Source organism: Kitasatospora humi, from assembly GCF_020907985.1.
Lineage (GTDB): Bacteria > Actinomycetota > Actinomycetes > Streptomycetales > Streptomycetaceae > Kitasatospora > Kitasatospora humi.
In genome coordinates this window covers 1-11,940 of record NZ_JAJJPA010000041.1, presented here as the reverse complement: position 1 = coordinate 11,940, position 11,940 = coordinate 1, and the positions used below count along the sequence as shown (strand labels likewise).

14 protein-coding genes are annotated in these 11,940 nt (G+C 73.2%); 5 read left to right on the top strand and 9 right to left on the bottom strand.

The window, feature by feature from the left end; translation table 11 throughout:
* Nucleotides 1-4: 4 nt before the first annotated feature.
* Nucleotides 5-943, bottom strand: coding sequence for a DeoR/GlpR family DNA-binding transcription regulator (locus LN042_RS28295; RefSeq protein ID WP_230054279.1), 939 nt, complete (start codon nt 941-943; stop codon nt 5-7).
* A 197-nt stretch (nt 944-1,140) separates the two neighbouring features.
* Nucleotides 1,141-2,589: an NAD(P)H-quinone dehydrogenase gene (locus LN042_RS28290; protein WP_230054240.1), complete on the bottom strand. Its 1,449-nt coding sequence runs from the start codon at nt 2,587-2,589 to the stop codon at nt 1,141-1,143.
* Nucleotides 2,590-2,749: 160 nt separating this feature from the next.
* Between LN042_RS28290 and LN042_RS28285 the strand changes: the two genes are divergently transcribed.
* The 3 genes from LN042_RS28285 to LN042_RS28275 all read left to right on the top strand — a co-directional run bounded on the left by LN042_RS28285 (nt 2,750) and on the right by LN042_RS28275 (nt 6,002).
* Nucleotides 2,750-3,187, top strand: a complete 438-nt coding sequence (locus tag LN042_RS28285; protein WP_230054239.1) for a gamma-glutamylcyclotransferase family protein — start codon at nt 2,750-2,752, stop codon at nt 3,185-3,187.
* Between the two features lie 210 nt (nt 3,188-3,397).
* Entirely contained in the window at nt 3,398-4,219 is an 822-nt protein-coding gene (locus LN042_RS28280; RefSeq protein WP_230054238.1) for a purine-nucleoside phosphorylase, read from the top strand.
* Nucleotides 4,220-4,331: 112 nt separating this feature from the next.
* Nucleotides 4,332-6,002 carry a phospho-sugar mutase gene (locus tag LN042_RS28275; protein WP_230054237.1) on the top strand — a complete coding sequence of 557 codons (1,671 nt, stop codon included), beginning with the start codon at nt 4,332-4,334 and terminating at the stop codon, nt 6,000-6,002.
* Nucleotides 6,003-6,170: 168 nt separating this feature from the next.
* Here the strand turns inward: LN042_RS28275 and LN042_RS28270 are convergent, their stop codons facing one another.
* Together LN042_RS28270 and LN042_RS28265 are read right to left on the bottom strand one after the other, a co-directional pair.
* Nucleotides 6,171-6,848: a PH domain-containing protein gene (locus tag LN042_RS28270; protein WP_230054236.1), complete on the bottom strand. Its 678-nt coding sequence runs from the start codon at nt 6,846-6,848 to the stop codon at nt 6,171-6,173.
* Nucleotides 6,849-6,929: 81 nt separating this feature from the next.
* On the bottom strand, nt 6,930-7,238 hold the full coding sequence (locus tag LN042_RS28265) for a hypothetical protein (RefSeq protein ID WP_230054235.1): 309 nt from the start codon (nt 7,236-7,238) through the stop codon (nt 6,930-6,932).
* 179 nt (nt 7,239-7,417) lie between these two features.
* Here LN042_RS28265 and LN042_RS28260 point away from each other — a divergent pair, with 179 nt between their 5' ends.
* Complete coding sequence (locus LN042_RS28260; protein WP_230054234.1) at nt 7,418-7,771, top strand: hypothetical protein; 354 nt, start codon at nt 7,418-7,420, stop codon at nt 7,769-7,771.
* Between the two features lie 202 nt (nt 7,772-7,973).
* Entirely contained in the window at nt 7,974-8,990 is a 1,017-nt protein-coding gene (locus LN042_RS28255; protein ID WP_230054233.1) for a helix-turn-helix transcriptional regulator, read from the top strand.
* On the opposite strand, the gene LN042_RS28250 is transcribed toward LN042_RS28255, so the two are convergent.
* From LN042_RS28250 to LN042_RS28230, 5 genes are all read right to left on the bottom strand, one after another.
* Complete coding sequence (locus LN042_RS28250) at nt 8,981-9,910, bottom strand: SDR family oxidoreductase (protein ID WP_230054232.1); 930 nt, start codon at nt 9,908-9,910, stop codon at nt 8,981-8,983. The two genes, LN042_RS28255 and LN042_RS28250, sit on opposite strands and share 10 nt — an antisense overlap.
* A 106-nt stretch (nt 9,911-10,016) precedes the next feature.
* Nucleotides 10,017-10,436, bottom strand: coding sequence for a type II toxin-antitoxin system VapC family toxin (locus tag LN042_RS28245; protein WP_230054231.1), 420 nt, complete (start codon nt 10,434-10,436; stop codon nt 10,017-10,019).
* The gene (locus LN042_RS28240) at nt 10,433-10,666 is read right to left on the bottom strand and encodes a hypothetical protein (protein WP_230054230.1); all 234 of its coding nucleotides are present in this window, start codon (nt 10,664-10,666) and stop codon (nt 10,433-10,435) included. Before LN042_RS28240 ends, LN042_RS28245 begins: the two co-directional genes overlap by 4 nt.
* 84 nt (nt 10,667-10,750) lie before the next feature.
* Nucleotides 10,751-11,659 (bottom strand): aminoglycoside phosphotransferase family protein, encoded by a 909-nt coding sequence (locus tag LN042_RS28235; protein WP_230054229.1) that lies wholly within the window; start codon nt 11,657-11,659, stop codon nt 10,751-10,753.
* A 44-nt stretch (nt 11,660-11,703) separates the two neighbouring features.
* The coding region (locus LN042_RS28230) for an ATP-binding protein (RefSeq protein WP_230054228.1) at nt 11,704-11,940 on the bottom strand (237 nt) is incomplete at its 5' end.

The window sequence follows — 11,940 nt, the reverse complement described above, 5'->3', positions numbered from 1 at the left end:
GTCGTCAGCGCGCCCCGGCGAGCCTCGTGGGCAGCAGGCCCGGCGGTGGGCCGCCGGCCATCCCGGGGCGGCGCTGGCCGGGCAGCGGGGCCCCGGGGCCCGGGCCGCCCCCCGGCCCCCGGCGCATCCCGGGCTGCTGGACCTGCTGGGGGTGGCGCTCCGGCCCCGCCGGATGGCCCGGCGCCTCGGCGGTCAGGCCGAGCGGGGCCACGGAGATCTGCACCCCGCAGTCGGCCAGCGCGTCGAGCTCGCGGGCGGTCGGGTCGTTGCCGGCGGCCTGCTCGTCCGTGACCAGCCGGGTGATGGCGTCGGTCGGGACGGTCTGGAACATGCTGTCCGCGCCGAGCTTGGTGTGGTCGGCGAGGACGATCACCTCGGTGGCCGACTGCACCAGTGCCCGGTCCACGCTCGCGGAGAGCATGTTGGCGGTGGACAGGCCGCGCTCGGCGGTCAGGCCACTGCCGGAGAGGAAGGCCTTGGTCACCCGCAGCCCGTTGAGCGACTGCTCGGCACCGCTGCCGACCAGGGCGTAGTTGGAACCGCGCAGCGTGCCGCCGGTCATCACCACCTCCACCCGGTTGGCGTGGGCGAGGGCCTGGGCGACCAGCAGCGAGTTGGTGACCACCGTCAGGCCCGGCACCCGGGCCAGGCGGCGGGCCAGCTCCTGGTTGGTGGTGCCGGCGCCGATCACCACCTGGTCGCCCTCGTCGACCATGGTGGCCGCGAGGTCGGCGATGGCGCTCTTCTCGGCGGCCGCGAGATGGGTCTTCTGCGGGTACCCGGGCTCGCGGCTGAAGCCTCCGGGGAGCACCGCGCCGCCGTGCCGGCGGTCGAGCAGCCCTTCGGCCTCCAGCGCCCGCACGTCCCGCCGGACGGTGACTTCGGAGGTCTGGACGACACGGGCGAGTTCGCGGAGCGACACGGCTCCGTTGGCCCGCACCATTTCGAGGATCAACTGGCGACGTTCTGCAGCAAACACAGAACCGACGGTAACTCTCCCGACGCTCCGCTTTCAGGCGTTTCCGGCTAGTAACAGGAACTGCTCACCAATGCACGGCGCGCACCCGTACAATGCGCGCCGACATGCTCCGCTGCACCCCGGCCGTTCGGACGACACGTCCGCGCAAGCGGGTGAAACGGTCAGGATTCGCTCTCGGCCCGCTTGCGAATGTGCAGCTGACGCGCCGCCTCCGCGGTGGAACCGGACAGCGACGGGTAGACGGTGAAAGCGCTCGCGACCTGCTCGACCGTCAAGCTGTTGTCCACCGCGAGCGAGATCGAGTGAATCAGTTCGCTCGCGCGCGGCGCGACCACCACACCGCCGACCACGATGCCGGTGCCGGGGCGGCAGAACAGCTTCACGAAGCCGTCCCGGATGCCCTGCATCTTGGCCCGCGGGTTGCCGCGCAGCGGCAGCTTGATCTCGACGGCGTCCATCTTTCCGCAGGAGACGTCGGCCGCGGTGTAGCCCACCGTGGCGATCTCCGGGTCGGTGAAGATGTTGGAGGCGATGGTCTTCAGGTTGAGCGGCTGCACCGCGTCGCCCAGCGCGTGGTACATCGCGATCCGGCCCTGCATGGCCGCCACCGAGGCGAGCATGAAGACGCCGGTGCAGTCGCCGGCCGCGTAGACGCCCGGGGCGGAGGTGCGGGAGACCCGGTCCACCACGATCTGGCCCCAGTCGTTCAGCTTGACGCCGGCCTCCTCCAGGCCCATGTCCGCGGTGTTGGGGATGGAGCCGATGGCGATCAGGCAGTGGGTGCCGCTGATCACCTCGCCGGTGTTCAGGGCCACCTCCACCCGGTCGCCCACCCGCTTGGCGCTCTCGGCGCGCCGCCGGCTCATCACGTTCATGCCGCGCCGCCGGAAGACGTCCTCCAGCACCTCGGCGGCGTCCGGGTCCTCGCCCGGCAGCACCCGGTCGCGGCTGGAGACCAGGGTGACCTTGGAGCCGAGCGCCTGGTAGGCGCCGGCGAACTCGGCACCGGTGACGCCGGAACCGACCACGATCAGCTCGGCCGGCAGCTCCTCGATGTCGTACATCTGGGTCCAGTTGAGGATCCGCTCGCCGTCCGGCAGGGCGTCCGGCGCCTCCCGGGGGTGCACCCCGGTGGAGATCAGCACGGTGTCGGCGCGCAGCGACTGGGTGCTGCCGTCCGGCCCCTCGACGACCACCTCGCGGGAGCCGTCCGCCGCCTGGCCGCCGGCGCCGAGCCGGCCCTTGCCGCGCAGCACGGTGACACCGGCCCGGGTGACCGACTGGGTGATGTCGTGCGACTGGGCGATCGCCAGCCGTTTCACCCGTCGGTTGACCTTGCCGAGGTCCACGCTGATCGCACGCTCCGCACGGTCCTCGGCCTCGCCGTCCAGGGTGATGCCGAGCTCCTGGTAGGAGGAGTCGAAGTTGGTCAGCACCTCGGCGGTCGCGATCAGGGTCTTGGACGGCACGCAGTCGGTCAGCACCGATGCTCCGCCCAGGCCGTCGCGGTCGACGACGGTCACCTCCGCGCCGAGCTGAGCCGCCACCAGGGCCGCCTCGTAGCCGCCGGGTCCACCACCGATGATCACGATCCGAGTCACGTCACCCATTGTCCCGCACGGTGCCCGGGGCGCGAACAGCGGGCTCACGGTTCGGACGGGCCGGCTGCCGCCTCCGCCGCGACTGTGACCGAACACACGCCCGCACCCCGGCGCGGCCGCGGACCGGCCGCGCACCGGTCGGTCCGCCAACTCCCGTAGGCTGGCGCCCATGTCGCTGTATGCCGCGTATGCCACCAACCTCGACTCCCGGCAGATGAGCCGGCGGGCTCCGCACTCCCCGCTGCGCGGAACCGGCTGGCTGGACGGCTGGCGGCTGACCTTCGGCGGCGAGCAGCTGGGCTGGGAGGGCTCGCTGGCCACCGTGGTGGAGGACGAGAAGGAGCAGGTCTTCGTCTCGCTCTACGACGTGGCGCCGATGGACGAGGAGGGCCTGGACCGCTGGGAGGGCGTGCAGCTCGGCATCTACCGCAAGGTCCGGCTGCGGGCGCACACCCTCGACGGCGAGCTGCCGGTCTGGACGTACGTGCTCAACGACTACGAGGGCGGCCTGCCCGCGGCCCGCTACCTCGGGCTGATCGCGGACGCCGCGGAGAGCGCCGGCGCGCCCGACGACTACGTCCGCGAGCTGCGCCGCCGTCCCTGCTGAGGACGCCGTCGCCGCTGCTGTCGCCGCTGCGGGGGCGCCGGCCTCCCCGCTGAGGGCGCCGCCCCCCTGTGAAGGGCGTCGGCGGTGCCGCCGGAGCGCGGGCGGCCACTCCGGGACGAATGCGGCTCTTTGGGTCAACCGGGTAACGATCCGGCATGCTCCACCCGATCTGTCTACGCGCGTAGGCATTTCTTTGTCTATCCTCGCGGTGTGAACGCTTCTCCTCAGACCGCCGTGTCCGCCGACCCCTATGCCGCCGCTCAGGCCGCCGCAGCCAAGCTGCGCGAGCTGACCGGCGCCGAGCGCCACGACGTCGCCCTCGTGATGGGCTCCGGCTGGGTGCCGGCCGCCGACGCCCTGGGTGAGACGGTGGCGGAATTCCCCGTCACCGAGCTGCCCGGATTCCCCGCCCCCGCCGTGGCCGGCCACGCGGGCAAGATCCGCTCCGTGAAGATCGGCGACAAGCGCGCGCTGATCTTCCTGGGCCGCAACCACTACTACGAGGGCCACGGCGTGGCCACCGTGGTGCACGGCGTCCGCACCGCCGCCGCGGCGGGCTGCCGGACCATCGTGCTGACCAACGGCTGCGGCGGCCTGCGCCAGGGCTGGCAGCCCGGCCAGCCGGTGCTGATCAGCGACCACATCAACCTGACCGGGGACTCCCCGATCGTCGGCGCCAACTTCGTCGACCTCACCGACCTGTACTCCAAGCGGCTGCGCGCCCTCTGCAAGGAGGTCGACCCGAGCCTGGACGAGGCCGTCTACGTGCAGTTCCGCGGCCCGCACTACGAGACCCCGGCCGAGGTCAACATGGCCAGGGTGATCGGCGGCGAGCTGGTCGGCATGTCCACCACCCTGGAGGCCATCGCCGCCCGCGAGGCCGGCGCCGAGGTGCTGGGCATCTCGCTGGTCACCAACCTGGCCGCCGGCATGACCGGCGAGCCGCTCAACCACGAAGAGGTGCTGGAGGCCGGCAAGGCCTCCGCCGAGCGGATGGGCGAGCTGCTGGCCAAGGTCCTGGAGCGGATCTGACGTTCCGACTCGGCCCGGGTGCGGACACGCGCCCGGGCCGCTTCCTGTTCTTCCGACGATCCTCTTGATGATCCTCCGAACTATTGACGATCCTCTGACTCCGGAGTGAGCGATGGCCGACACCACCAACCTCCAGGCCCGGGTCCAGCAGTGGCTGGCCGAGGACCCCGACCCCCAGACCCGCGACGAGCTGGCCGCCCTGCTGGCCGCCGCCGAGGCGGGCGACGACTGGCAGCAGCTGGCCGAGCGGTTCGCCGACCGGCTGCAGTTCGGCACCGCCGGCCTGCGCGGTGAACTCGGCGCCGGCCCGATGCGGATGAACCGCGCCGTGGTGATCCGGGCCGCCGCCGGCCTGGCCGGCCACCTGCGCGCCACCGGGGCCGGCGACCTGGTGGTGATCGGCTACGACGCCCGGCACAAGTCCTACGACTTCGCCCGGGACACCGCCGCGGTGATGGTCGGCGCCGGCCTGCGCGCCGCGCTGCTGCCCCGCCCGCTGCCCACCCCGGTGCTCGCCTTCGCGATCCGCCACCTGGGCGCGGCCGCCGGCGTGATGGTGACGGCCAGCCACAACCCGCCGCAGGACAACGGCTACAAGGTCTACCTGGGCGACGGCTCGCAGATCGTGCCGCCGGCCGATGCCGCGATCGCCGCCGAGATCGACGCCATCGGCTCGCTGACCGGCGTTCCGCTCGCCGCCGACGGCTGGCAGCTGCTCGGCGACGAGGTGGTCGACGCCTACCTGGCCCGCGCCGCGACCGTGCTGGACCCGGGCGGCCCGCGCGGCCTGGACGTGGTCTACACCCCGCTGCACGGCGTCGGCCGGGACACCCTGCTCGCCGCCTGGCAGCAGGCCGGCTTCCCGGCGCCGACCGTGGTCGCCGCCCAGGCCGACCCGGATCCGGAGTTCCCCACCGTGGCCTTCCCCAACCCGGAGGAGCCCGGCGCGATGGACCTCGCCTTCGCCACCGCCGCCGAGGCCGGCCCGGACCTGGTGATCGCCAACGACCCGGACGCCGACCGCTGCGCGGTGGCCGTGCCGGACGCCGCCGCCCCCACCGGCTGGCGGATGCTGCGCGGCGACGAGGTGGGCGCGCTGCTCGGTGCCGCGTTGGCCGCCAAGCAGGCCAAGGGCACCTTCGCCACCACCATCGTCTCGTCCACCCTGCTCGGCCGGATCGCCGAGGCGGCCGGCCTGGCCTACGCCGAGACGCTCACCGGCTTCAAGTGGATCTCCCGCACCGACGACCTGCGGTACGGCTACGAGGAGGCGCTCGGCTACTGCGTCGACCCCGAGGGCGTCCGGGACAAGGACGGCATCACGGCCGCGCTGCTGGTCGCCGAGCTGGCCGCCGGCCTCAAGCGGGACGGGCGCACCCTGACCGACCTGCTGGACGAGCTGGCGCTGACCCACGGTCTGCACGCCACCGACCAGCTGTCGGTGCGGGTCCAGGACCTGTCGCTGATCGCCGCCGCGATGCGCACGCTGCGCGAGCAGCCGCCGACCGCGCTGGCCGGCCTCGACGTCGCCAGGGCGGACGACCTGACGGCGGGTAGCGCCGACCTGCCGCCCACCGACGGGCTGCGCTACTACCTGGCGGGCGGGGAGGTGCGCGGCGCCCGGATCGTGGTCCGGCCGTCCGGGACCGAGCCCAAGCTCAAGTGCTACCTGGAGGTCGTGCTGCCGGTGGGCTCGGCCGCGGAACTGGGCGCCGCCCGGGAGCGGGCCGCGGAGCTGCTGGGCGCGCTCAAGCGGGACCTCGCGGTGGCCGCGGGGATCTGACCTCAGGCGCGACGGCGCGCAACGGCGCGTGACGGCTGCGGCCCGCGCCCCCAGGATTCCGGGGGCGCGGGCCGCAGCCGTTCGTTCATGCGCCGTCCGTCAGACGGTTCACGCGCCGTCCGCCAGACGGTTCGCGCGCCGTCCGTGCGGCGGTTCGCGCACCGTCCGTCAGACGGAGAGCAGGATGATCAGGGCCGCCAGACCGACCAGGGTGGGGGCGATCACCCACCAGCACCACGCCACGGCGACCTCGCCCTTGGCGCTCGGGCGGACGGCGTTCCGCTCGGCGAGCTCGCGCAGCATGTCGACCACCTGGTCGGACCAGGCGCGGGTGGGGTCCGGCGCGCCCGGGACGGCACCGCGGCGGGCGCGGGCCTCAGCCACCAGCTTGGCGCGCGGGTCGCGTTCCGCGCTGCTCAGCGCCGCCCGCCGGTTGGCCTTCTTGCGCTGGCGCAGCGAGACCGGGACGGCCCACATCTGGAAGGTCCGGCCGGCCGCCAGCACCTCCGCCGAGTAGCCGGCGCGCAGCCCCTCCACCTCGGCCCACGGCACGGTGACGGTGCGCAGCGGGTTGCGGACCACCATCCGGTCGGGCCCGGCCGTGACGGCGGGGCGCAGCGTGTAGGCGATCACCGGGAAGGCGAACACGGGAGCGGCGGCCAGCGCGACCCACGGGGTCTTGCCGGTGCTGCTCACCATCGCGTCGATGATCAGCCAGCCGGCGACGAGCAGCAGCAGGACTCCGGAGATGATGCCGGGCATCGAGCGGAAGACCTGGTCGGCGTACTTCGGCTCGTCGGCGGGGGCGGCAGAGCCCGGGTCGGGCGTGCCGTCTGATTCGGTCATGGTGACGATTCTGCCCCATGGTTCCCGCCCTGCTCGGGGGCGCACTGGTCACCGTTCGGCCGCAACCCGGCAACCTTCCGGTCAGCCCCGCGGGCGCCGGACCAGCACGACGGCCCCGTAGAGCGCCAGCACGAGCACCCCGGCGCACGCGATCCTGGCGAGTTCGCCGGCCACCGCCAGCACCGTGCCGTCGGCCCGCAGCACCCGCGGTCCGTCGTCCACCACCGCGATCAGGCCGGCCAGGCCCGGCAGCCACTCCAGATGGCTGGGCCGCCGTTCCGACCGCAGCCGTCGGTGCCGGTGCGCCCGCACCGTCACCGACAGCCGAACGCTCACGGCGATCAGCAGGAACCCGGCCCAGACCAACGGCCACTGCGCCGACTCGAACATGCCACCTCCCCGGCGGGCGGTCCTCCCCTTGAAGTGGACGCTACCCGCGTCAAGCAGCTGGTTATCCGCCCTTCCGCAGGATCTGTGCGGGATTTGAGCTTTCCTGAGCGTTTTGCTGACAAGCATCCGATACCGCTGGCATATTCACCTGCCGACACACGGGGAACGGGAGTGGAGGCATGCGCTGGAAAGACGCCAAGGGCGTCCGGTGGCGGATCCGGCGGCACCGGCTGGCCGGCGTGCGGCGGGTCCGGCCGGAGTGGGCCTTCGAGATCATGCCCGGCGGCCTCGGTGACGACCCGGTCTCCCTGCTGCTGGCCCTGCCCGCGCTGCTCTGCCTGGCGGTCCTGCTCCCGCTCTGGCTGGTGGAGTGGCTGGTCCGCCTGCTGCTCACCCCGTTCGTGGTGCTGCTGAGGCTCACCGGCCAGGTGCCCTTCCGGGTGACCGTGCTGCGCAACGGCCGGGAGGCGGCCTGCCACACGCCGCGGGGGTACGGCGAGCTGCGGCGCACCCTGGCGGGGCTGCGCGGCTGACGTCGGCGCCCGCCCGCTCGACCGGCGCGACGACCGGCTGACGCCGACACCCGCTCGACCGACGCCAGGACCGGATGGCGCTGACACCCGCTTGACCGGCGCGACGACCGGCTGACGCCGACACCCGCTCGACCGACGCCAGGACCGGCTGACGCCGACACCCGCTTGACCGGCGCATGTGGATCATGTGGATCCTTGAGCCATGCGTGCCGCCCGTCTGATCCGCATGGCGCTCCTCGTCCAGTCCAGCCCCGGCCTGACCGCCGCCGCCCTGGCCCGCGAGTTGGGCGTCTCGGCGCGCACGGTGAAGCGGGACGCCCGAGCACTGCAGGAGGCCGGGGTGCCCATCCGGGCCGAGCGCGGCCGGGCGGGCGGCTACCACCTGGCACCGGGCTACCGGACCCGGCTCACCACGCTGCGGCCCACCGAGGCGGAGACGCTCTACCTCTCCGGACTGCCCGCGGCCCTGCGTGACCTCGGGCTGTCGGACGCGGCGGACAACGCCCGGCTGAAGCTGTCGGCCACCCTCCTCCCGTCGCTGCGTGCGGCGGCCGAGTCGTCGGCGCGCCGCTTCCACCTCGACGCCCCGGCCTGGTTCCGCGAGCCGTCGGCGCCCCAGCTGCTGCCGGAGCTGGCCCGTGCCGTGTGGTCCGACCGCCCGGTCGAACTGGCCTATGCGCGGCCGGGCCGGGACGGCACGCCACCCCGCACGGTGACCCGCCTGCTGGAGCCGTACGGGCTCGTGCTGAAGGCGGGGGTGTGGTACGTCGTGTGCCGGCTCCCGGGCGGCGCCTGGCGGACGTACCGCGTCGACCGCGTCACGGCGCTCTCCCCTGCTCCCGGCGAACCGTTCGCCCGCGACCCGTCCTTCGACCTGGCCGCGCACTGGCAGGCCCAGGCCGCCGTCTTCGCCCGAGCGCTGCTGCGCGCGACCGCCACCGTGCGACTGACGGAGCAGGGCTTGCGCCGCCTGCCCGCCGTGGTCGACCCGGCGGGCGTGACCGAGGCGCTGGCCTCCGCGACCGCGCCGGACGCCACCGGGCGGGTCACGCTCGAGCTGCCGGTGGAGTCGGAGGAGGTCGCGTTCGCCCAACTGGTCGGGCTGGGCGGGGAGGTGGAGGTGCTGGCCCCGGCGGGCCTGCGCGGCCGCTTCCGCGAGCACGCGCAGGCCCTCGCCGCCTTGTACGGCGGGGACCGTCCCCAGGCGGTTCAGCGGTAGTCGTCCGCGGTGCCCTCCTTCCGGCCGGCCGCGAAGTAGGCCCAGACGTCCGGTCGGCTGCCGTCCACGTCCCGCACGCCGTAGGTCTTGGCCAGTTCCGCGCTGGAGGTGGACTTGCCGTTCCAGCGGGCCGCCCGGTCCGGGTCCGCGGCGAGCGCGGCGACCCCGCGGGCCAGGTAGTAGGGCGACTCGGCGATGGCGAAGTCCGGCTCGCGGGCGACGGCGTCGCGCCAGTTCCGCTCCGTGACGCCGAAGTGGGTGAGCATCTGCTCCGAGCGCAGGAAGCCCGGCGTGACGGCGACCGCGGTGCCTCCGTAGGCCGCGAGCTCCTCGCCCAGCCCGAAGGCGATCCGGATCGGAGCGTTCTTCGCGAGGTCGTAGTAGAGGTTGCCGCGGTAGTCGCGGTTGAAGTCCGCCGTACCGTCGGTGACCTCCACGTGCAGCGGCGCTTCCGACCGCACCAGGAGCGGGAGGGCGAGCGCCGCGGTGATCACGTGCGAGCGCACCCCGAGTTCCAGGATGCGCAGACCGTCGGCCAGCGGCATCTCCCAACTCTTCTTGTTGAAGCCGGCGTTGCCGAGCAGGTGTTCACCGCCCCAGAGGTCGTTGACGAGGATGTCGAGCCGCCCGCAGTCGCGCTCGATCCGCTCGACGAGGGCGCGCACCTGCCCCTCGTCCAGGTGGTCGGTGGGAACGGCGATCCCGGTGCCGCCGGCCGCGGTGACCAGCTCTGCGGTCTCCTCGATGGTCTCGGTGGCCCGGCCGACCTCACTGGTGTGCGCGCGGGTGGTGCGCCCGGTGACGTACACGACGGCGCCCGCCCGTCCGAGTTCCACGGCGAGCGCCCGCCCGGCGCCCCGGGTGGCCCCGGCGACGAGCGCGATCCGGTCGGCGAGGGGTGTGTTGGTGTTCTGGTCCATGCCATCCACGGTGCACGCCAAAGGGGACAGGGCGTGTCACCGTTGGGCGCCTGTTTCCTCAACGGCCTGGAGCGCCGCGCCCGCCCGGCACCGGCAGCACTCCCCTTCACTGGTCCACCGGCGCCCCGATCACCTCGACTGGACAGCGCACCTGCGACGCCGCACCCAGCCGAGCGTCACAGGTGATCAGCGAAGCCTCGAGCGACTCCGCGAGAGCCACATGAGCGGCGTCATAGGCACTGCAGTTGTGCCGCAGCTGCCAGATGCGTGGTAGCAGCGAATCCGCGCGCATACGTCGCACCGGGAGGTCCTGGAGATCGGCCAAGGCATTCGCGATGACATCGTCCGTAAGCCGCGAATCGCTCCTGGCGATCCCGCGCAGCGCGCTCAGAACCTCATAGTCGAGCAGCGTCGGCGCGAAGAAGGCATCGCCCTTGCGAAGTCGCGCCTCGACTGCCGCTGCCCTCGGGTCGTCGTAGACCAGAACGGTCACGAGGGCCGAGGAATCGATGACAGCCAGGCTCATGAGGAGTCCCGCTGTTCCCGGATCACCTCGATAGCGCGGTCACTGCCGTCCGCGAGCCGCCGCCGGGCAGCCACCCGGTCCAGCACCTCGTCCATGGACGGCGTCTGGGCTTCCCGATCCAATATGTCCGCGACATAGCTGCTCAGTGACTGCCGCTTGCGCTTGGCGCGGGCGGCCAGGATGTCGCGCGTCCGCGCAGGAACGTCCCTGATGGTCAGCTTCGTGTCCATGCCGGCAGTATGACGGCACTGGCTCCGGGCACAACGCGAAGTGCCGGCGTTCACCCGACCGTGGACGCGGCAAGTACGGCCGATTCACCGCTCTCCGTCGTCCCCCAGGATCGCCCGGAGCCGCGCCAGGCACTCCTCGACGAACTCCGGGTACGTGTCCCAGTAGTACGACACCCCGCTGACCCCGATCGCGATGGCCCACGCGCGGGCCCGCAGCCACGTCGTCCCGTCGAGGTCCAGCGCGTCCCGGTACGTCCGCCGGGCTGCCGCCGGCAGGTCCCACACCGCCGCGTGCTCGGCATCCGGGAAGCCGACCGAGAGGCCGCCGAAGTCGATGACCGCGTGCAGCTTGCCGCGTTGGACCAGCAGGTTGGTCGGCTTGAGGTCACCGTGGAGCCACACCTGGCGGCCGGACGGCTCGGGCAGGGCGAGCGCGCTCCGCCACAGGTGCCGCAGGTGGGTGATGTCCAGGTCCAGGCCCTCGATCGCCCGGCACTTCTCGAAGGCTCGGCCGACCCACCCGTCGCAAGGGGTCGGGCTGCCGCCGCGGTACCAGCTGAGCCCGCCCTCGCGCGTGGCCCCCATCAGCGGGACGGCGTGCAGGCTCCGCACGACCCCGGCCAGGTCCTCACCGAAGGCGGACCAGTCGGTGACCGAGCCCGGGCCGGCCACCTCGCCGTCGATCCAGCGGTACACCGACCAGGCCAGCGGGAACGCGGCACCCGGCGTGCCGCGGTGCGCCGGCTCCGGAATGCGGCAGGGCAGACGCGGCGCCAACCGGGGCAGCCAGGCCTGCTCCTTCTGCACCGCTTCCGCATTGCCGGGGGTGCGCGGCAGCCGCACCAGCAGTTCCTCGCCGAGCCGGTACATCCTGTTGTCCGTCCCCGCGCCCGCCGGCGAGACGGGGAGGTCCGCCCAGTCCGGCCGCTGCTCTCGCAGCAGCGCCCGGACGACCGTCTCATCAACACGGATCTCGTTCTCGTGGAGTGTCACGCCGTGAGCCTTCTGCTCAGGCTCCGCCGCCGCCAGTGGTTTTTCTAACTCCCCGGACCGATCGTGGCCCACACCATCTTCCCGATCCCCTGGCGCGGCCCGCACCCCCACTCCCGAGCGAGCCGCTCGACCAGCAGCAGACCGCGCCCGCACTCGTCCTCGACTCCTGCCGACACCGGGGCCGGCAGCTTGTCGGAGGCGGCATCGTGCACCTCGACGCGCAGCAGCCCGTGGGTCCACGCGAGCTTCACGTGGACCAACTTGTCAGGTGCCACCGGCCG

What these genes read in the sequence shown, in the direction of transcription:
- LN042_RS28295 (WP_230054279.1), bottom strand. Translation starts at nt 943, where the DNA reads ATGGTGCGGGCCAACGGAGCCGTGTCGCTCCGCGAACTCGCCCGTGTC.
- LN042_RS28290 (WP_230054240.1), bottom strand. Translation starts at nt 2,589, where the DNA reads ATGGGTGACGTGACTCGGATCGTGATCATCGGTGGTGGACCCGGCGGC.
- LN042_RS28285 (WP_230054239.1), top strand. Translation starts at nt 2,750, where the DNA reads ATGTCGCTGTATGCCGCGTATGCCACCAACCTCGACTCCCGGCAGATG.
- LN042_RS28275 (WP_230054237.1), top strand. Translation starts at nt 4,332, where the DNA reads ATGGCCGACACCACCAACCTCCAGGCCCGGGTCCAGCAGTGGCTGGCC.
- LN042_RS28270 (WP_230054236.1), bottom strand. Translation starts at nt 6,848, where the DNA reads ATGACCGAATCAGACGGCACGCCCGACCCGGGCTCTGCCGCCCCCGCC.
- LN042_RS28265 (WP_230054235.1), bottom strand. Translation starts at nt 7,238, where the DNA reads ATGTTCGAGTCGGCGCAGTGGCCGTTGGTCTGGGCCGGGTTCCTGCTG.
- LN042_RS28260 (WP_230054234.1), top strand. Translation starts at nt 7,418, where the DNA reads ATGCGCTGGAAAGACGCCAAGGGCGTCCGGTGGCGGATCCGGCGGCAC.
- LN042_RS28255 (WP_230054233.1), top strand. Translation starts at nt 7,974, where the DNA reads ATGCGTGCCGCCCGTCTGATCCGCATGGCGCTCCTCGTCCAGTCCAGC.
- LN042_RS28250 (WP_230054232.1), bottom strand. Translation starts at nt 9,910, where the DNA reads ATGGACCAGAACACCAACACACCCCTCGCCGACCGGATCGCGCTCGTC.
- LN042_RS28245 (WP_230054231.1), bottom strand. Translation starts at nt 10,436, where the DNA reads ATGAGCCTGGCTGTCATCGATTCCTCGGCCCTCGTGACCGTTCTGGTC.
- LN042_RS28240 (WP_230054230.1), bottom strand. Translation starts at nt 10,666, where the DNA reads ATGGACACGAAGCTGACCATCAGGGACGTTCCTGCGCGGACGCGCGAC.